The 18,059-nt window shown below is 42.9% G+C and carries 21 protein-coding genes; 11 read left to right on the forward strand and 10 right to left on the reverse strand.

The features are described 5' to 3' along the window. Nucleotides 1-64: 64 nt before the first annotated feature. Together L3C95_RS09445 and L3C95_RS09450 are read right to left on the reverse strand one after the other, a co-directional pair. Nucleotides 65-211, reverse strand: coding sequence for a hypothetical protein (locus L3C95_RS09445; protein ID WP_236387084.1), 147 nt, complete (start codon nucleotides 209-211; stop codon nucleotides 65-67). A gap of 91 nt (nucleotides 212-302) precedes the next feature. Continuing rightward, a complete protein-coding gene (locus L3C95_RS09450; protein WP_236387086.1) occupies nucleotides 303-1,010 on the reverse strand; it encodes a DNRLRE domain-containing protein in 708 nt (235 codons plus the stop codon). Nucleotides 1,011-1,304: 294 nt separating this feature from the next. Here L3C95_RS09450 and L3C95_RS09455 point away from each other — a divergent pair, with 294 nt between their 5' ends. Continuing rightward, the gene (locus L3C95_RS09455) at nucleotides 1,305-2,171 is read left to right on the forward strand and encodes a hypothetical protein (RefSeq protein WP_236387088.1); all 867 of its coding nucleotides are present in this window, start codon (nucleotides 1,305-1,307) and stop codon (nucleotides 2,169-2,171) included. A gap of 153 nt (nucleotides 2,172-2,324) precedes the next feature. Then, nucleotides 2,325-2,534, forward strand: coding sequence for a hypothetical protein (locus L3C95_RS09460; protein WP_236387090.1), 210 nt, complete (start codon nucleotides 2,325-2,327; stop codon nucleotides 2,532-2,534). An 86-nt stretch (nucleotides 2,535-2,620) separates the two neighbouring features. Here the strand turns inward: L3C95_RS09460 and L3C95_RS09465 are convergent, their stop codons facing one another. After that, entirely contained in the window at nucleotides 2,621-3,190 is a 570-nt protein-coding gene (locus tag L3C95_RS09465; protein ID WP_236387091.1) for a hypothetical protein, read from the reverse strand. A gap of 382 nt (nucleotides 3,191-3,572) precedes the next feature. On the opposite strand from L3C95_RS09465, the gene L3C95_RS09470 reads away from it, so the two are divergent. Next, complete coding sequence (locus L3C95_RS09470) at nucleotides 3,573-5,096, forward strand: hypothetical protein (RefSeq protein ID WP_236387093.1); 1,524 nt, start codon at nucleotides 3,573-3,575, stop codon at nucleotides 5,094-5,096. 11 nt (nucleotides 5,097-5,107) lie between these two features. Beyond that, complete coding sequence (locus tag L3C95_RS09475; RefSeq protein WP_236387095.1) at nucleotides 5,108-5,848, forward strand: WG repeat-containing protein; 741 nt, start codon at nucleotides 5,108-5,110, stop codon at nucleotides 5,846-5,848. A gap of 25 nt (nucleotides 5,849-5,873) precedes the next feature. On the opposite strand, the gene L3C95_RS09480 is transcribed toward L3C95_RS09475, so the two are convergent. Continuing rightward, nucleotides 5,874-6,908, reverse strand: a complete 1,035-nt coding sequence (locus L3C95_RS09480) for an MBL fold metallo-hydrolase (protein ID WP_236387096.1) — start codon at nucleotides 6,906-6,908, stop codon at nucleotides 5,874-5,876. 475 nt (nucleotides 6,909-7,383) lie between these two features. Here L3C95_RS09480 and L3C95_RS09485 point away from each other — a divergent pair, with 475 nt between their 5' ends. Both L3C95_RS09485 and L3C95_RS09490 read left to right on the forward strand, forming a co-directional pair. Next, nucleotides 7,384-8,022, forward strand: coding sequence for a hypothetical protein (locus L3C95_RS09485; RefSeq protein WP_236387098.1), 639 nt, complete (start codon nucleotides 7,384-7,386; stop codon nucleotides 8,020-8,022). A gap of 216 nt (nucleotides 8,023-8,238) precedes the next feature. Next, nucleotides 8,239-8,910, forward strand: coding sequence for a hypothetical protein (locus tag L3C95_RS09490; RefSeq protein WP_236387100.1), 672 nt, complete (start codon nucleotides 8,239-8,241; stop codon nucleotides 8,908-8,910). A gap of 162 nt (nucleotides 8,911-9,072) precedes the next feature. Here L3C95_RS09490 and L3C95_RS09495 read toward each other — a convergent pair whose 3' ends face one another. After that, nucleotides 9,073-9,588, reverse strand: a complete 516-nt coding sequence (locus L3C95_RS09495) for a hypothetical protein (protein WP_236387103.1) — start codon at nucleotides 9,586-9,588, stop codon at nucleotides 9,073-9,075. A 158-nt stretch (nucleotides 9,589-9,746) separates the two neighbouring features. Beyond that, on the reverse strand, nucleotides 9,747-10,568 hold the full coding sequence (locus L3C95_RS09500; protein WP_236387105.1) for a hypothetical protein: 822 nt from the start codon (nucleotides 10,566-10,568) through the stop codon (nucleotides 9,747-9,749). A 233-nt stretch (nucleotides 10,569-10,801) separates the two neighbouring features. Here L3C95_RS09500 and L3C95_RS09505 point away from each other — a divergent pair, with 233 nt between their 5' ends. After that, nucleotides 10,802-11,155 carry an SDR family NAD(P)-dependent oxidoreductase gene (locus tag L3C95_RS09505; protein WP_236387107.1) on the forward strand — a complete coding sequence of 118 codons (354 nt, stop codon included), beginning with the start codon at nucleotides 10,802-10,804 and terminating at the stop codon, nucleotides 11,153-11,155. Here L3C95_RS09505 and L3C95_RS09510 read toward each other — a convergent pair. Beyond that, nucleotides 11,152-12,966 carry a right-handed parallel beta-helix repeat-containing protein gene (locus L3C95_RS09510; protein ID WP_236387109.1) on the reverse strand — a complete coding sequence of 605 codons (1,815 nt, stop codon included), beginning with the start codon at nucleotides 12,964-12,966 and terminating at the stop codon, nucleotides 11,152-11,154. The genes L3C95_RS09505 and L3C95_RS09510 overlap by 4 nt on opposite strands. A 26-nt stretch (nucleotides 12,967-12,992) precedes the next feature. Beyond that, nucleotides 12,993-13,697, reverse strand: a complete 705-nt coding sequence (locus L3C95_RS09515) for a T9SS type A sorting domain-containing protein (RefSeq protein ID WP_236387111.1) — start codon at nucleotides 13,695-13,697, stop codon at nucleotides 12,993-12,995. Between the two features lie 308 nt (nucleotides 13,698-14,005). Between L3C95_RS09515 and L3C95_RS09520 the strand changes: the two genes are divergently transcribed. Next, nucleotides 14,006-14,818 carry an oxidoreductase gene (locus tag L3C95_RS09520; protein ID WP_236387113.1) on the forward strand — a complete coding sequence of 271 codons (813 nt, stop codon included), beginning with the start codon at nucleotides 14,006-14,008 and terminating at the stop codon, nucleotides 14,816-14,818. Between the two features lie 7 nt (nucleotides 14,819-14,825). Then, on the forward strand, nucleotides 14,826-15,395 hold the full coding sequence (locus tag L3C95_RS09525) for a Crp/Fnr family transcriptional regulator (RefSeq protein WP_236387116.1): 570 nt from the start codon (nucleotides 14,826-14,828) through the stop codon (nucleotides 15,393-15,395). A gap of 131 nt (nucleotides 15,396-15,526) precedes the next feature. Here the strand turns inward: L3C95_RS09525 and L3C95_RS09530 are convergent, their stop codons facing one another. Beyond that, nucleotides 15,527-15,892 carry a hypothetical protein gene (locus tag L3C95_RS09530; protein WP_236387118.1) on the reverse strand — a complete coding sequence of 122 codons (366 nt, stop codon included), beginning with the start codon at nucleotides 15,890-15,892 and terminating at the stop codon, nucleotides 15,527-15,529. A 399-nt stretch (nucleotides 15,893-16,291) separates the two neighbouring features. Here L3C95_RS09530 and L3C95_RS09535 point away from each other — a divergent pair, with 399 nt between their 5' ends. Continuing rightward, entirely contained in the window at nucleotides 16,292-16,501 is a 210-nt protein-coding gene (locus L3C95_RS09535) for a hypothetical protein (RefSeq protein ID WP_236387120.1), read from the forward strand. A 49-nt stretch (nucleotides 16,502-16,550) separates the two neighbouring features. Continuing rightward, nucleotides 16,551-16,730, forward strand: coding sequence for a hypothetical protein (locus tag L3C95_RS09540; protein ID WP_236387123.1), 180 nt, complete (start codon nucleotides 16,551-16,553; stop codon nucleotides 16,728-16,730). A gap of 71 nt (nucleotides 16,731-16,801) precedes the next feature. On the opposite strand, the gene L3C95_RS09545 is transcribed toward L3C95_RS09540, so the two are convergent. Continuing rightward, nucleotides 16,802-17,965, reverse strand: a complete 1,164-nt coding sequence (locus tag L3C95_RS09545; RefSeq protein ID WP_236387125.1) for a hypothetical protein — start codon at nucleotides 17,963-17,965, stop codon at nucleotides 16,802-16,804. Nucleotides 17,966-18,059: the final 94 nt, after the last annotated feature.

The raw sequence follows: 18,059 nt of genomic DNA on the forward strand, positions 1-18,059 counted from the left end.
GAGAGCCGAAGGCCCGACATTCCCATCTGAAACCGGGTGCTACTTTCGCTCCCCCTATGACAGGTTATGCCTTCTGCTTATTATGGCCCTGAATGTTTCCTGCCCGTATGGATATTATGTCGGGCAAATGCCCCTCTATTGCATACTCTATGTAATTGATATCGGTGCTTACTACATCTACATATCCCAGTAACGCTTTTTGATTATTCATGAAGGGCTTTTTAATGCCAAAACGGCCCCTTCTTTTAAAAGGGGCCGTTTTAGCTGTTACCAAGCAATGATTTTCTGATATATCGGGCAAATTAAAAGACAATAGTCAGTCTTGGGCGTTTGCTGGCGTCAGGGTAATTGCTTGAACAGAATATCCTGGAGTTGTAATAATATTCACCCTGCAACTGTATCATAAAGCCAAAATTACCGGAGGTATACATGTCCTGTACCATTTGGGTCACATCGATGTTTACCAGATCCAGCACCGGAGAATCGGTATGCGGAATAAACACCTCACCCTGGCTCGTGGTAGCTGGCTGGTTAAACCAGTTCGTAGACGTCGGAATCCAGTTGTCAGTAACCCTTCTGATATAAAATGAATTGTCCCAACCAGCATTTGGAGTTACAAGGTTTCCATTGCCGGGAGTGGGACTGGAATAAAGCGTCAGGTATGCTGCTATCGGAGGTTCCTGTCCACCTCCTGATGGAATACCGCTAAACTTGAACATGCTTCTCATCGTAACAGGGAGGCCATTGATTGTCCATGCAATTGCATTCAACTCCTGCGTAGGATACAATGAATAGTCTGATCCGCTATAGTCGCCTAAACTCATTTCTACATTCGGGGATGCCATTATACGACCATCCGCCTGTAATACTACGGTACGGTGTTCTGTACCGGTGGTATTAGTGAGATTCTCTTTTACAATAGGATCGTTTTCCTTTTTGCAGCTTGTTACAATCAGGCAGAGTACAAGGGCTGGTAACACCAGCATTCTTACAGAAAAATAAGGTTTCATAATTTGTGTTTAATGAACGGTTAACATGAATTTAATTTCCCGGCAACATTGTGAATTGCTTGGTTAGGGTTCATTGCCGGGAAAATCGGTTGCAATATTAGCAAGTGCCGCTGCAACGGGAACGCAGAAACGAATAATTAATATGTACGGTTGAGGGATCCTTTGCGATGTTATTTTAGGATAGTTAGTATACACTTGCGTCAGGATGAATTAAATAGACGTCCAATTGAATTGGGCAAACTGTTTTATGAAGTACAACGTATGTTTATTAATATCAATACCAACAAGCGAGCTATGGCTAAGATTTTTACCTTCATTTTAGTAGTATTTACCTATCAATATACCTTTTCACAAAGAATATTAACTTCCTGGAGTCAAAGAAATATCGAGAATTATACAAAAGAGATGTACGATGAGGCTCAGGGACTTACATCAACACAACTGCTGGAAAAAAACTTACGTGATATTTTTTGGAGCGAGGTTTTCCTGACAATGAATGCCTCAGTTAATCATCATTCAAGCGATTCAGCCTATCTGAAAGAATTGGCAAATCAAATAACAAATACCGAGGAAACGAGATTAAAGGGAACAAGCAGATTGATCATCTGGGACAGGATAATCACAGGGGATATAACTTTCGAAGGAAAGGGCCTGGTGATTGACAACGATTTATTTAAAGTTGCAGGTAGGGCCAATCAGATACTCCAGAATCTGACACGCCAGAATTTTGGATTCGTGACGATTCATTCCACTGACAAAGAACTGCAAGAACTAAAAGCGAAATGGCTAAAGCATCTATCAAACGAAGCTGTTGAAGCCTACAAACCTATTGAATACAAAAACGCTAAAATGTCTGAAGTAAGCAGCCTAAATGCAGTTGAGGCGCTAATTGTCTCCTTGCAGGAGAACGAAATTAAGTATGCTATCACCAAAAAATGTTTGGAAGACGTATATAAATTAGATCAGCTACCCGAGGATAAGGGTTCTCCTGCACATTTTTGTAACCCCGATCACTACACATTTGCTTACCTGGGCATATTATTCGGAGATGAAAAAGTCAATGGAGCGAAAGACGCGAATTGGTGGTTAAACTTCTGGAAGGAAAATGGCAGCAAGTTACGGTGGAATGAAAGAAAAGGAATTTACGAAGTAAAGAAGTAGTTCCTGTCATATCGTAATAGCATAACAAGGATAATGTTCACACAATGAGGCCATCTGAGCAAAGAAGGCCAACTCTCATCATTGGAAATGCCATGTTGAAATAAAACATTGCAAATCAAACGTTATCTGCGGATTTTATCTTATATTCACTATATGTCAAAATCCAAAGATGTTATTGTAACGCTTTCCAAAAAGCACCCCCAAACCGGTGAGCCCGCACAAGCCGGACATTCCTTCGTTATTGGAACCTTAGGTAAAAAGACAGGCTGGTACGAAATTGAAACTGAACAACTGAATAAACACAAAAACGAAGATCTGCAACAGGAGCTTTTTAAACTGTTGCATCCGCAGACGCATCATTAATTGATGCACATACCGTGCACTTATACTGATTTCACAATGCTTTCGTTGTGGACGGGGAGGTTGTTCTCTCATATCACTACCGCAGTTCAGTCAGCGGTGCCAGACCTTAATTCCTCATACTCCTCTACCCAATACATAACTAAATGATCTTCCCCGGCTTCCCGGATCCAGGGCTGTAAAAGCGTATATAGTTCAAAAAACTCATCTGGTCTTGACGAGAAGCTACCGCTTGCCCTTTTGATAAAATAGATACAGGGACTGTACCAGGATATTTTTGAATCCTCCCTGTCTAGTTTATGCAGATCTGGATGTAGTACATTCCTGGTTAATTCGAAGAATAAGCGGGCCGTTTCAGGAGGATATTCATCGAGCTGAATCTGGTGAAAGTGAATATCATAACATTCGGCGATAAACCACCAGATCTCATCTGACTGATGAACAAGAGGGCTACGCAAAAGGTCAAGAGAGATATTCAGCAAGAGGTTGAAAGCTATCGCGTGTTTATCCGCGAAATCCGGATAGAAAACGCCATGTGCACGGGCATATTCAACGAGTTTTCCCAATGCCTTAAGGTCATTCGCTTTGTGTGCCTTAGGGAGATACTGGATCAGGTGATCCAATCTGGTTGTATCCGGAGAAGAAGGTATAGATTCCATTATGAGAAAAAAACTAATATATAGCAATATATTTAATTCTCCAGCCCGACCTTATTTTATTTAAGTGATTTTAGCCCAGGACTTGTGTTCTTGTCAGATATTATTTGATGGAATGAGCATGAAGATAATGTCTGCAGTTATGTAATACTAGTTTAGGGTCTTCCCCACCAGAAGCGTATATCCGTACGTGAAATATACCAGATGCAACACATTATCCATAAACTGGACCATCTCACATAAAACAAATATCTCTAGTTTTACCCATTATATCACCTATACGCTATTATACTGTATGAGAATTTTGCTGCTGGCCATTTGTGTTTTATGTTGTCATGTCTGTTTGGCCCAAACACCCCTAAACGCTTTTGATTCAGCCAGGGCTATGCTGGATCGCGAAAATGTTGAACAAGCTATTTCCTATTTTCAAACAGTAATGGATCAGGGAGATGAAGCGCTCAAGCGTAAAACCATCAACTATATCACAGAAACATGGGTGAGTGCTAACAGCCCTATCGCCCTATCCAAGTCCCGGCTCAGCTACGCTAAGTTCTTGTCAGATTACATGAATGCAACGTTCAAAGGAAAAGAAAGTACAATGAATGCCGACGATCATTATACCGCCGGACTGATATTCTGGTCTTTTGCCTATTCGGGAGCCTTGAATCAAACCAGCAGAGCTATCTCTCAACTGAATGCTGCTGCCCGCGGCGGTAATACAGATGCTGTTCTGTACCTGGCAGCGGCTGTAAAACAGATGAAAAACCAGGATCCAGGCATTCAATGGGGCGATATTATCGATCTGTACACACAGGCTGCTATTGTGAAGAAAACGCCGCAACCACTGATCAGCCTTGGCAACTCGAAACTTGCTGATTTGAAATGGAGTACGTTTAATAAATTCAAAACGGCGGCTGACCTGGATACAGCCAGAAATATTTTTTTAGCGAGCTTGAACAATGTGATGCAGGCAGTGCCCGACTCATTCCATGTTGCTGTTAACAGCTTCTGGGAGAGAAGTTTCAGTGGCAGTACGCCAGACACTGCTGTCACTAATTTGATAAAGATTTATTTCGCCCAGGTAACGGTGCCTTCCAGTTCGCCTGCACGTAAAGGCTTTGCCTGGCATCGCCTGTATGAATATTTCTACGAAGCAATGCCGGAAAAAAATACTACCCGGCCTGCAATTATGAAAGAGCTAAAGGCCTATTACAATAACGATCGCGAACTGCTGGCTGTTATCGCCGATTTCCTTAATACCGCACAACCGGGTGAGATGGGTTTCGCACTTAGTATTGACTCAAAGTGGCTGACGGCTTTCTCACCAATGCAGGTAAATGACCCTGAAAGTTTTTTCAGCGCAGCTGCAATGACCGACCAGGACTATCTGGCGTTTCTGGAAAAAAATCAACCCGCCAGTCGCTTTACGAAACAAATAGCACAAGGTTACAGAAAACGGTTTAACCAGCTGTTCGACATTGCGACCAGCAAAATAATCAATGACAAGTATAAAATGGCGCTTGCTGAAGTTGGTAGTTCCGCGAACATGCGCCTTATCGAAACACTCGCGGCTTACCCCGACATCAGTGGCAACAGTGCTATCAAATATGTGTATGCAGATATGGCTGTGTTGAACAACCTCTCTTCTTATGTAAGTTTAGGCGGTGGTATACCCATGAGATTTGACGAATTGGGGAAAGTGTACAACAAGTGGTCTGCAGCCGATAAGAAAGGCTATAACAGACAGTATATCGATTTCCTGCTGGAAAAGGTGCAGGAACTGGTGACCTCCAGGAAAAGCGTCAACTCATTGGCACAGGCAACGGGAAAATCAACTTTAGACTTTAACGACTACGATAAAGCGCAAAAGACGATCGACCAGATAACCGCTGCATTGCAGATAAAATAATCGCTGAAAAAATGATGCTACGTTTCCTGCTATTGTCAATAATGTCGCTATATGCTTTGGCTTCAACCGCTCAGGATACGCTGACATATCCGGATACCAGCCATTTTCATCTGCTGTACGGTATTATCAAAAAGAATGAACCGGAAAATACACCAGGCAAAGCGCGGTGGGCACACCGGACCATCTTATATGATGCCTTGAAAATAGATGGCTCAACGCCCGACTCCATAGTGGCCGGGCGAATGCAGCTTGCCTGGCAACAGGTAGCCAACGTACGCGTATCCGAAAGTGATGAGCCGCCGTTACGTTTCCGCGACTTGCTCCGCGTCGCGCTTCAGGAAGGTTATGGCGTACTGTTACTGGATGCCGTTGTCTGGAAGATTGACCTCAATGACATGAATAGGGATCTGCGTAAAACATTGATAGATCAGCTTGAATTGCAATACCGGGAGAATAGTGATGAAGGACGCGCCGAATGGTTACGTGAATACAAACAACTGCTCTTAGCCGGCGGAGCGAAATATTTCATAGAACTTGACTACCGCATGGGCCGGTTGTCCACCAAATACGAAAGAGTACGACCACCACTATATGGCATGGTGGCCGTGCGGCGAAATGGTAAATGGGGATGGCTGGATGAGCACAACAATCCGGTTGTGCCGCTTCGATACAAGGCGGTGAGGTACACTAATGGGAAAGTATTTGAAGTGAGTAACGATGGTACCCATTTTACGATGCTCAGTGTCAAATAGTGATACAACGGCGCTGTAGCTGACCTTAATTCACGCCTTTCCACCATTCCTCAAATACCTGTTTGTCATTATGCAGGTCTACTATCTGGCCAATCATAGGCGTTGCCAGCGGCATGTCTGCAATGGCCTTTAATCTTTGTAAAGGCTCATCCCAGGGATGATTGCCCAGTGTGAACTTGGAGGAATGCACCGGCAGTAGTCTTTTTGCCTGCAGATCTTTTGCTGCCTGCAGCACCTCTTCCGGCTGCATATGAATGTACTTCCATGCGAGGTCGTACTGGCCATTTTCAAGTATGGCAATGTCCATCGGACCGAATTTCTTTCCTATCTCTGCAAAGTGAGTGTCATAACCACTATCGCCTCCTATATAGATCTTCATGGCAGGTGTTTGCAATACATAAGACTGCCATAATGTATTGTTCCGCGTAAAGGTCCTGCCTGAGAAATGCCGGGTAGGGGCGGTGTGTACAATAAATCCATCTCCCAGCTCCACATCCTGCCACCAATCCGTTTCTATGATCCGCTCAGGCGCATAGCCCCACCTTTCCAGGTGTTCTCCTACGCCGAGTCCGCAGATAACTTTGCCCACCTTATCCTTCAGCGCGAGCATGGTCTTATAATCCAGGTGGTCGTAATGGTCGTGCGAGATGAACAGATAATCTATTGCCGGGAATTCGTTAACCGTGTAAATATCAGCACCTTTAAATGCCTTAGTCCCTCCGGGTAAAGGCGAGGCGCTGCCGGAGAACACAGGATCTGCCAGGAAGCGTTTTCCTCCAGCCTGTATAAAATAAGAGGAGTGGCCAAACCAGACCAGCACATCCTGTTCCGGCTTAAGCGCCAACAGATCAGTTTTTACAGAGGGTAATGAATCCACCGGACGTAAACGCAGGCGTTTCTTGAACATAAAATCATACAGAACGCCGCTCATGCTGTACCCTTCCGACAATTGCGGTGTATTGTGAATGTTCTGAAACTGCCCGTCTTTATAGTGAGGCGATTGTTTGATCAATTCTAATCTCTTTCCCGAAGGATTTTTTCCGAATAGTGGATGTCTCATATATATTAACACTGTGATTATCAATAGCACAAGTACGGCAAGTGCTATTTTCAGGCTTTTGATAGTTATCCTGATTAATTTCTTCATATGAGTATGACGAACGAGGGGAGGGAATATTGTATTAGAATAAAAAATATTCCTGGTGGATTCATTCCCGCATTGTTTCTCTATCGTTACAAGGGTATCCATTGCCAGGTGTCTTCCTTACTGTGTGAAAATGAATTGTAATACGGCAACGTTGATACGAACAGTATAGTGGTTAATTTCAATCTGGTGACGTATAAGATAGGGCAAGCAACTGTTCTTTCAAAGAACCGGGATAGAAATATTTTCGTTTATTCTTCTTATTATTGTTTGCGAAAATGCTTTTTAACCCATAACCCGGCTGACCCTTGAACAATTCCCTAAGAAGCCTAAAGGCGTTAGTACAAGACACTCGGAAACCTCTATTTATTCAACCTTAAAAATAAGACCCATGAGAAAAATGTCCTTATTTCTGTGCCTGTTAGGAATACTCAGCTGCACAAAACAGAACGAAAGAACAACCTCAGCTACTGTTGGCGTAACATCATTTCAATCACGCCCCCCCGTGCATACTGAAGCTGTTGAGATCTACACACAATGCCCCGACCCTGCAACAGGTATTGATCCGGTAGTTTACACCGGTCCTCAGGACCCTCAAACGCAAACGGCGCCTGGATTTGGTATTCATCCTAATGACAATTATGACAGAGGTTGGACCGATGGATACCGGGATGCTTTGTTCTATCAAAACTATATCGGGCTTTCCACCGAAACGATTTGTAATTATGGCTTACAAAAAGGTGTCAAAGATGTGAATTCGACAGGAACGGTGAGATGGGTACCTGAAAACTATCAATTAAACGCCGATGAAGAATTTACTGCTGTGCGTATAGTATCCAACGGATGTGGCGAAAACTGGCCTTTAAAAAGATGTGTGCTAAAAAATGCTGCAAGTTCCCGAGCGCTTTTGTTACAGTACCAGTTTAATAATCAATACCCCGGTAGAACAACTGCGCAAACGGATTATGATCGCGGAAGACTCGCAGGATATGACCTGGGAATTTCCACTCAGCCATTTTCGGCTAACTGATAAAGCTTGTTTAAGGAAAACCTGCGGGATGATCGTGGGTTTTCCTTAGTATTATCATTACTGCTCACGCCGAAACTTGTCGGTGAGTGATGTAAACCGGAAGGAAACTACGTAAGATTAACTGCGGATGGGTATATTTGCAACTGTGCGAACTAACACCCCATCGACCTTATGTTGTATTCAAAGACCGCTGATAGCATCAGAATAATCGGGATAATGGCGCTCTCCATTTTATGTGGATGTAAAGCATTGCAGGAATCTTCAAAATACCAGTTTAACGAAGGAACCTATAAAGTAAAAACCCCCGCGCATACGGGGAAGGCTTATGTAGTAATAAGCGAAGACTCCATCAAAGTATATCCGCTCAACGTACCGGTATTTGATAGCCTGAAGTTTATCGACCTGTCTCTGCCGGATAAAACAGCAAGGCCAATAGGTGGCAGGCATTCGTTTGTTACCAATAGCTTTGACCTCGACCTGTTGACTATTCTTTTTAAATACCGTCCTTCTGTATACGGATTTCCTAACCAGTTCACCACACATCTGAACGGTGCAGCCTACGTAGGGTATAGGTCCGATGCTTTCAGCGTCTTATACAGTAAAAAGCCCCTGTACTATAAAAGGCACATTGAGCACTATGGATATAGTATGGGCGGTTTTTTGGGCATGGGCGCTACAGCGATGAATCCCTGGGTCACCCGCAATAACATCACCGAAGAGTACGATGGATTTGTGATCTCAAAGGGTATCGCGCTGAATATTGCAGTCAACGCCTTTACTTTCGGTCTGGCTGTTGGCTGGGATCATCTTATGGACCGCAACCGGAAATACTGGATCTACCAGGGAAAGGTATGGACGGGTGTTACATTGGGGCTGAACCTAAACTAAACGACTACTATCAGGGCCTGGCCCTGATAGTAGTGCTATCAATATACTATATGAGGTTTTATTTAACAGTATTTTCCTTTTTATTCTTTCTCTCCTGCAACCAGGCACTGCTTGTCTTTTTGACTAAAAATGAGTTCCGGAAAACTCCTTAGTAATGGCCGGTTATAATTTTTCAATGTACGCTATCGTGACCCCTATGAAGCAGTCATCCATGCATCCATTCTTCACATACCCGCATAATGAAATCATACCGCCGTTTTTCGTTTCAAAGTAAGATTCCGCATCGTCGCGTTTTTTCAGCCAGTCGTTTTCTGCGCGCTGGTAAATTTCATCAAGTGTAAGCTGTGCGGCGCCTTGCTGATGTGAACCCAGGCTGGAAGCATCTTCCTCCCACTGATCGCGGATCACCAGCGGGCCGTTTGGAACTTCCCGCACTTTATACAGATATGACCGCCCCATTACCCGCCCATTCTCAACGGTCACAATCGTTTCGCTGAGCGTACCGGCCCAGCTACCGTTGGTGACCATATAACGGTAGGAATTACCGGAAGAAGCCTTGAATTTCTTCCAGACGTTCTCGCTCCTGGAAAAGTCATTTTCATAAGCGATATCTTTCTTGCAGGATGCAAACAGGGAAATAACTAACAACATGATAACCGGGTAAACATTCAGTTGCATATATAGGTTTTTTGGTGAAACGATGAAAGGAGTAAGGATGTTACATAGTCTACGATAATTAGATAGTTACGCTGGTTCTCCGGAAGTACACTGCCGATGAGGTGTCTAAAACAGCCTTGTCCTTGATCGCGCTACAAGCGTAACCTCAATGCAGACAATTATAATCGTACATAGGTCAGCTTACGACTTTTTTGACTGGTGATGACCACAGCGCCATTATGTAATTGTTTCGTAGTGGTTGTCACGCTAATTGGATAGTCTCCATTATCATAAGTGTATACGTTGGAGATCTCCTCGCTGTCACCGCCGGAAGTGGTGATAGCAGTCAGCACGTTGTTGCGGGAAAGCGCATTTGCAGGTTCGTCCATTTGAAAGTTAAACAGTATCGGCTGCTGTGCTATATAATTCACTTTGTTGTCGTATGTGTATACTGTTACAGTCGTGTCTTCTGTTTCTGTGCCATCCCTCATGGGAATACTATATTTTCTGATAATATTCGAGTAGTATGTATCCCATTCGAATACATTTTTCTGCGTCAAACCGGCGCTGGCACCTTGCCCCGTAATCGTAGCAACATAAATAGCTGTTAGATGACCAGATGCATTATATACCAGACTGTCATACCCGCTGTATTTATCCAACCCATATTCATAAGAATATGCTTTGAGCACTTTTCCTCCGCTGGCGTATTCGAAGGTCTTGAATTTATGAGTAATGTCATTTTTCGATGTACCGAAATCGGCAGCGATCAGTCTGTCGATTCTGTAAGCTGGTTTCACAAAAGATGTAGAATTGTCTGAAGGTTTATACCGTTCGAAAAGTATTAGTCTTCCGCCAGCGTCATAACTAAGTATGGTACTATCAATATCTGTAACGTCGGTCGCTAATAGTTTATCAGGGTCACCAAAGGGAACCGGCCCTGGCTCGCATGCCGTAAACAACAATCCAAGCGCCAGTGAACTGAAAAGCAGTCTTCTCATAGGTTTGAATATTTAGCTGATTTAAATAAAAACGGGTGTTACTTTCGGTTTATTTACCACAGTTGTTAATAGACTTTGTTGTAAGATAGAACGTAGTACCTTTTTGGATGTTACAATCTAAGAAAAAGTTAATCTACATTCACTGTTTTTATGAATCTGGTTGTTTTTTGAAGATTGCCCTTTGTAACAATTTTGTGTTGTCAATATGACTTAGCCGAACAAAATATAAGACAATGCAAAAGATGGTAAACAAAGTAGCAGTTATTACAGGTGGTAATTCCGGAATAGGCTTGGCAACAGCCAAAAGGTTTGTTGCAGAAGGAGCATATGTGTTTATCACTGGCCGGAGACAATCAGTGCTGGATAAAGCAAAAGCAACATTAGGGGCTAATGTCACAACAGTACGGGGCGACATCGCGAACCTTGATGACCTGGACAGGCTTTACAGTATTGTAAAGTCAGAAAAAGGATCTATTGATATCCTTGTTGCCAACGCAGGATTTGTAGAAATGGTGGATACCGGCAATGCTACACCTGTGCATTTTGGTGTAGCCATCTGCCGGTATCTGCCTGAATGCTCTTCCTAATATTGAATAGCCCCAATGCTTGGATTGGCGGGCCATGGTGTTCCATAGTAGTCCACGAATTCTGCCGAAGGGAGTCCCCATCCTATGATATTCGTGGCGTAGTTAAATCCGCCGGATTGCAGTGTTGGGCTTGAAGCAGCGGTCAGTCCGAAGAACGAATCAAAACGGGGGTTTAACTGCACATTGCCCGTACTGTTACCTAAGCCACATTCGGCGCATCCGTTAAGCGTCGATGCAGTATAAAAACTGCTTCTGTAAAGGGCTACTTTCTTTGTTGCTGTTGTATCGTAGTTTGCCCAGAAATTATTGTTACGGATAAGCGTAGATGCCATTGGAACGGACACCACGAACCTTAAGGCGACCCTTGGCGGTGGGAACGAGTGCTCGGGGTCGAGAGGATATGAAGTGTCGCGGCCAAAGTTCATGCAGATGTTGTTCATTATTTTATTGTTCGACACAGATGTACTATCGCTATCTGCTCGGTCCAGCAGGATCGAATAAGCATCGGTATTGTAGATGGTATTATTGCATACCCAGTTATCCTTTGCAACCAGGCTGGCTGACGACAGCGTCCATGAGGCCAGGCTGATTGCCCATGGCGACTGCGATTGCTGTACGTTGGGCGAAACAAGTACGTTCGAGAAAATGTTGCTGAACACAAAATTTACATTCCCGCCGATTGTACATCCTGTGGTAAAATGATGGAAGTAATTTCGCTTCACAATATTATACATCACCTTATTCACATTGCCAATAATATCAATGGCATGCATGTATGCTGAGTTACCGGCCGACACATCATTCATTTCTACTTTGACATACTTCACCCCATAATTCAAAGGGTTTAAATATCCGAACAGGCATATACCGTCGTGACCGAAGTTCGTTATCGTATTGCCACTGATCGTTCCAGTATTGACGCCATGCAGAAAAGCAATGCCATCGCCTTCCAGTACAATGTTTGATTTGACGTTGTTTTCGGCCACATTCCAGCCTTTATCAACAGTACAATTGGTGATGTTGATGTTTTGCACAACATCAGCATTGTTGGCATAATTAGCCACGGTGATACCGTTAGAATAAGCCCTCCCAATAATACAGCTATTGATGGTGATATTGCTGCTGGGAGCCTCGATGATAATGACGGCACTTCTGCTGCCTCCCCTGAATTCGATGTTGCTGATAGTAACATTGGAAGTGTTCTTCATCTGAACCACTTCAACGCCTCCGTAATATCCACCTCTGCCGGGTATAATCTCTACACCTGTAGGAGCTACGGTGGCGGAAGTTGTTTTGATATACAGGGAGCTTGCGGCCCCTTCCTGGTAATAGTATTCGTCCAAAGAATCCAGATCTGCAAGCGTATTGGTATTACCAAATTTCCGGGTAAGATTGATACGTGATACGCCATTTACGAAAACACGGTGAGCGAAGTTGAACCGTGTATCAACGGATTTCCAGATGTTATTGCTTCCTGTATACGTCCATGTACCATCGAGAAGCCCCATGCCGGCAATAATAGGTTTATTACCGGTACCATAAGCGTCGAGGGTGAAATTCGATTTCCCGGTAAGATTAAGCGAGTCCATTCCTATATACCATATATCACCCCTGTTAAAGAGGATAATGTTTCCTCCCGTCATAAGGGCTGCAGCCGCTGCAATGGACTTTTTAGGCAATGCTGTTGTTAATCCGCTGTTGGAATCAGAACCCGAGGTGGAAAAGTAGTAAGTTGCTGCAAGGGATGATGTGATATTTGCATAAAGTAAGATGGCGATCATTACCACCATCTTGTTAGATGTATGCTTCATAGTGCTATTTTTAAATTAGGATACAGTTATTGCCCAAGAACCAGCTTCAGTTGCTCGTTGTGATGTGGGCTGTTTAGCCTGATGATGTAAATACCCGGCTGTAAGCCAGTGTTTCCAAAATGAATGGAGTATGATTTCCCGCCAATGGTGCTGTTATTAAATAAGGTTCCGACTTTTGCACCCGACATGTTATATACGTCTACCGTTGTCTGCCGTTCGTCGGAAGGCGTTGAAAATACTATGGTGGCATTGGAAACGAATGGGTTTGGATAGGCCTTAAGTGTCATTTTTTTCAACGCGAGGTCAGCTGGAACTGACTTTTCGGGGGAAGAGTAAACAGTTGCTGGCATTACGGTAATGCTAAAAGTGCGGCTGATCTCTCTGGCGGGATTACCGTTATCTGTGACCAGTACCCGAACATTAGCGCTGCCAGACGCGTCCGGCCTCAAGCGATAACGGATATATGCCCGCCCATTGGATGTTTGGTCTACTTCCAGCCAGTCGATCATATCACCATTGTTGGTGCTTACCGACACTTGCGTTAATTGCTCAGGCTCATCTCCGGGAGTAATACCGGTTAAAGTAACGTAACGTGTGTCTGCGTTGGACTTCACGGTTAAATCCTCCACAGGGTCGAGTGTGGGGCTGCTATTGACGGTCGTATTCTGGGCGTAAGTTGCAAAGGCGAGCGATTGCAGTGCAATTAACAGAATTGTATACTTTATGGTCATGTCACAAGATTTGGTTATTTAAGAGGGGCATAGGCATTAAGTTAGTAGTTGTTATTATAAATGTGATCGCAGTGGCAGATATGATGCTAAGATTGTTCGTCCGATAGGACTTCACATGCAACGATGAAAAATATACGATCTTACAACAACGGAGTCGCGCAACCATCTGCCACTATCTGCTTGGCGCACCTGGTCATGTCCACAGGTACATGGTAGTTTTACACCATTCAAGTTTTTGCCAAATGGCAAATAATTCAAGTGTTATCAAAAGTATCTTCGCATCATTCGTTAAATTATAAAATTAAGGAATGGCAAAGACAGTTCTGATTACAGGTGCTTCAGCAGGTATCGGTAAGGCGACAGCAATATATCTGGCACAAAATGGCTACAATGTTTATGGCGCTGCACGCCGGATTGATACGATGCAGTCACTAAAAGAAAATGGTATCCAACCTATTGCGTTGGATGTTTCTAAAGAGGAGAGCATTGTTGCTTGTGTAGAGAAGGTTTTCAAAGAAGCAGGAAGTATAGACGTTTTAATTAACTGCGCCGGATTGGGTTCATATGGAGCGCTTGAAGATGTGCCAATGGCAGAAGCCAGAAATCAGTTGGAAATAAATTTGTTTGGTGTAGCACGACTAATACAATTGGTATTGCCTGAAATGCGGAAAAACAGGTACGGGAAGATTGTCAACATCTCATCTGTCGGCGGTAAAGTTGGTTTGCCAATGGGAGTTTGGTACCATGCAAGTAAGTTTGCCATAGAAGGGTTGAGTGATTCGCTTCGTAACGAAGTAAGACAGTTTGGAATTGACGTAATTGTAGTTGAACCGGGTGGTACAAAATCTGAAATGACGGCAATTGGGGCCAGGGACTTAATGCGTGTTTCGGGAGCTACCGTTTACAAAGAGTTGGCAAACAGCATACATAAGATGTACACAGATATGGCGAAGAACTCGGTTGAACCGATCGTGATAGCCAAACTTATTAAAAAGGGAGTTGAAGCGGAACATCCAAAAACAAGGTATATTGGGGGCGCTATGGCAAAGCCAATGTTGTTCCTTCGAAAGATGTTATCGGACAAACTGTTTGACAAGATGCTGATGAGCCAAATGAAATAGCATGTTTATGGAAAGACTGATCAATTACTTATTACATTTTGGGCATTTAAATGAACAGCAAATAGAGCTGATAAAGAGTAAAGTCATCATAAAGACGACTAAAAAGGATAAATATTATCATGAAGCAGGAAAAGTACCTGGTGAAGTCATTTTCTTAGTAGAGGGAATCATGCGGGTCGTTTACTACAATAACAAAGGCGATGAGATCACAAAGTACTTCATTGACCAAAACAATTTTGTAGCAGATATAAATAGTTATAACCAGCGCATCCCTTCTACTGAATATATACAAGCTATAGTAGATTGCGAATATCTTGTATTAACAAGGACTGCAATGGAGGAATTGTCAATGACGATTATCGGTTGGGACACAATTATTTCAAAAATAACAGCTAAAGCCCTGGCAGAAAAAATAAACAGGATCAGCCCAATGATGACAGAGGATGCAAAGGAACGGTACCTGATGTTTTTGAATAATTTTCCTACACTGGCAAACAGAATACCGTTATCGTATATAGCTTCTTATTTGGGCATCACACAATCGTCACTTAGCAGAATAAGACGAACTATTAGTTAGCCGGATAGCAGTTTGCGCGTGTTGCAGCAATCTGGATGAGTTGAACTTATAGAACCCTGTCAAGGCTGGAATAGAAATTCTTTGAACTGTGGACCAGGAACCTGCTCAAGGATTTTTCCGACGGAAACATTTTACTGAATATAGAAGTCATCCTCTTTAACAGCGATTGTAAGATCCTTTCCTGTCACTTCAAGAAAGATGGATTCCAGTTCTTCAAAATCCCATGAAGGAATATCATTGCCGAATTTAACCGTCCTTCCCGCATAATCGAAAGCAAGCTGGTTATCCCCATGCATGTCGTTGATCACCTGTTCTTCTGTCTGAAATCCAAGATAATCAAATCCTTCCCCTGCTAAAGGATGTTTTGTTAACGGTGGTTTTGCGAGATGTCTGAAATGTGAGATCTTCTCTACATTGAACGCCTGTCTGCTTGATCTGAAGATCTCCTTTCTGATCAACTGCAAGGAATCTTTGCTAATAAAGAGCTGTTCCTTCATAACAGTCTTATTAGCAAACCGATAAGCGGCGGTGTACAACAGGGCGCCGAACAATCCGCATATAACCCATGCCAGTAACTGGTCGAAAGCTAATAGGATAAATCGGAGGAACATTGTCGCTGATACAAAAAAAACGAAAAAATAGAATAGATATAGCAGCTTGGACCTTGTGTCAAATGCCGTAGAGAGGGTGATTAGCTTTCCGTTTTCGAACTCTTTTATTTTCATAGGGAGGAGATTTTCAAATCTTGGGTCAAAGCTAGGGTATTTCAGGCATTTCTTATAGCTATTTTTTAATGTGTGGGTTCGGTTCAGAGGGGCCCATATTCGTACGTGCTACTTCTTTGTTTAGGCACGCTACAGCAGCAACTTTATAATGCTACTTATCCTTTCGGTGGTATGCTGGAAGGATTTTCTGCAGGACTGTACTATGGAAGATCACTTCAATTTAAATTAAACTGTATCATTGAAGAAAATATATCGGAGATCGATGAAACGCTTGCGATGATCCTTGATCCTGACATGAGACAATTGGATGTGTACCCAATGGGTTATCCGGATGTTGATCTCGACTCGATAGATCAGGATTGGTTAATGGAAAATTTATAGTTGGTATTACTTTAGCCGCCAGCTTGCCACCAATGTCGTTTTAAAGGTTTTGGAAGAGACAGGTGTATTACTGAAGAAGAAAAAGCAGATGTTTTGTAATGTTGAAGGTTTTCCCTGGATAGATGTCTCGGCCATTGACTCCAAAAATGGCTGTTATGGCAAAGCTGAAGACTTTAACAGCGAAGAAGAGCCTATCTGCCATCGCCTCAGTACTGACGCGAGCCAGTGAATATCTTTCGATATTTTCTGACCAACAACAGCGAAATTGGATGCGATTACAGTGTTATAGCACTTGGTGATTTACAACGCGAATTCTCCCGTTTCAATATCAACACGGGTAGCCCAAGGGACTTTCTTGCGGATATATGGAATATTTTTTACCAGGGGCAGTACATAGGCCATAGATGATCCTCCCATGGCAGCTCCTGCTATGGCACCTCCTAAGAGTCCTCCCCCCACCATTGCAGGAATGACCGCATTGTTTCTCTGGCGTGCCAGTAAGAGATTATTTGTCAGAGAGATACCATTCTGCTTTTGTTCAATGGGAATTAGCAGATCATAATATTGTTTAAGTAATATGCCATTTTTGCGTACACCCCAGAATTTATCAATAAAAATTTTATTGCCATTATTGTCTGTATGATAGAAACGTACGGAATCATGTTCAAGGCTATAAGTTACATTTGAAAATGATGGCTTATCATTGAGAAATTCCTTAAAGGTTAAGTAGATGCCATCTGGATGATCCTTTTCTTGCAAAGCAGGCACGTTGTAGCGCTGTAGTGCTTTTGCCCTGATGGCAGACATTGTGTAAACAGGATAGGTCGCTTTGTATACTGAGACATTTTTTGTAAGCGATTGGTCCAGTAAAATCTGCAAGGCATGGATTATATTTTCTCTGTGTTTGCGGCTTACGTCCATACCTCCCTTTTCGAGTATCGTATCCAATTCTGTTATTAGTCTGAATGTATCATTATTGTCACCAGCGAACGAAATTGCCTTGAGATGTAAAAAGCCCTTCTCGCTCATATTAAATGTTCGTTCACTGATACGTAGTTCTTGTATGATCCAAACTAGTTTTGTAGCACCTTCTTTATACATCGTGTTATACCGGCGATCTACATAAGATTGTAAATATTCAGTGTAAGGCTTGTCCGGAATTGCTTCTGTCCATTGGTTGAACATACCTGTCTGTACGTATCCAAGCAGAGAAGAATCGCTTACCGCATTGATTATTTGAATACCCGAAATGTTTACACCTGCGATGGTTTTTTCTTCGGGAACAGAATCTGATAGGGAAATAGTTTTAGAGATGCTACTACTGTCAGTTTTCCCGGATTTTTTATTTGCTTTAAATGGATCCCTGGCTTTACGATTAGTAACGTTGTCATCCGCGTATTGTCCGGATGTAGTAGTAGCAGAGAAAGTAAAAATTAAAAGAAATAGCCAACGGAGATTTTTCATGTGAAATTATTTGGAATAGAATATTTAAAGTGCTTTAATAGTGAACGTGCCGGTGCTTAATAATCTATAAACAGTGGTTTTTTAACTGTCCCCA

It is taken from the genome of Chitinophaga filiformis, assembly GCF_021646545.1.
In the GTDB taxonomy this organism is placed as follows: domain Bacteria; phylum Bacteroidota; class Bacteroidia; order Chitinophagales; family Chitinophagaceae; genus Chitinophaga; species Chitinophaga filiformis_A.

Coding starts and splice junctions, on each gene's coding strand:
- L3C95_RS09445 (WP_236387084.1), bottom strand. CDS start 211: ATGAATAATCAAAAAGCGTTACTGGGATATGTAGATGTAGTAAGCACC.
- L3C95_RS09450 (WP_236387086.1), bottom strand. CDS start 1,010: ATGAAACCTTATTTTTCTGTAAGAATGCTGGTGTTACCAGCCCTTGTA.
- L3C95_RS09455 (WP_236387088.1), top strand. CDS start 1,305: ATGGCTAAGATTTTTACCTTCATTTTAGTAGTATTTACCTATCAATAT.
- L3C95_RS09460 (WP_236387090.1), top strand. CDS start 2,325: ATGTCAAAATCCAAAGATGTTATTGTAACGCTTTCCAAAAAGCACCCC.
- L3C95_RS09465 (WP_236387091.1), bottom strand. CDS start 3,190: ATGGAATCTATACCTTCTTCTCCGGATACAACCAGATTGGATCACCTG.
- L3C95_RS09470 (WP_236387093.1), top strand. CDS start 3,573: ATGCTGGATCGCGAAAATGTTGAACAAGCTATTTCCTATTTTCAAACA.
- L3C95_RS09475 (WP_236387095.1), top strand. CDS start 5,108: ATGATGCTACGTTTCCTGCTATTGTCAATAATGTCGCTATATGCTTTG.
- L3C95_RS09480 (WP_236387096.1), bottom strand. CDS start 6,908: ATGAGACATCCACTATTCGGAAAAAATCCTTCGGGAAAGAGATTAGAA.
- L3C95_RS09485 (WP_236387098.1), top strand. CDS start 7,384: ATGAGAAAAATGTCCTTATTTCTGTGCCTGTTAGGAATACTCAGCTGC.
- L3C95_RS09490 (WP_236387100.1), top strand. CDS start 8,239: ATGGCGCTCTCCATTTTATGTGGATGTAAAGCATTGCAGGAATCTTCA.
- L3C95_RS09495 (WP_236387103.1), bottom strand. CDS start 9,588: ATGCAACTGAATGTTTACCCGGTTATCATGTTGTTAGTTATTTCCCTG.
- L3C95_RS09500 (WP_236387105.1), bottom strand. CDS start 10,568: ATGAGAAGACTGCTTTTCAGTTCACTGGCGCTTGGATTGTTGTTTACG.
- L3C95_RS09505 (WP_236387107.1), top strand. CDS start 10,802: ATGCAAAAGATGGTAAACAAAGTAGCAGTTATTACAGGTGGTAATTCC.
- L3C95_RS09510 (WP_236387109.1), bottom strand. CDS start 12,966: ATGAAGCATACATCTAACAAGATGGTGGTAATGATCGCCATCTTACTT.
- L3C95_RS09515 (WP_236387111.1), bottom strand. CDS start 13,697: ATGACCATAAAGTATACAATTCTGTTAATTGCACTGCAATCGCTCGCC.
- L3C95_RS09520 (WP_236387113.1), top strand. CDS start 14,006: ATGGCAAAGACAGTTCTGATTACAGGTGCTTCAGCAGGTATCGGTAAG.
- L3C95_RS09525 (WP_236387116.1), top strand. CDS start 14,826: ATGGAAAGACTGATCAATTACTTATTACATTTTGGGCATTTAAATGAA.
- L3C95_RS09530 (WP_236387118.1), bottom strand. CDS start 15,892: ATGAAGGAACAGCTCTTTATTAGCAAAGATTCCTTGCAGTTGATCAGA.
- L3C95_RS09535 (WP_236387120.1), top strand. CDS start 16,292: ATGCTGGAAGGATTTTCTGCAGGACTGTACTATGGAAGATCACTTCAA.
- L3C95_RS09545 (WP_236387125.1), bottom strand. CDS start 17,965: ATGAAAAATCTCCGTTGGCTATTTCTTTTAATTTTTACTTTCTCTGCT.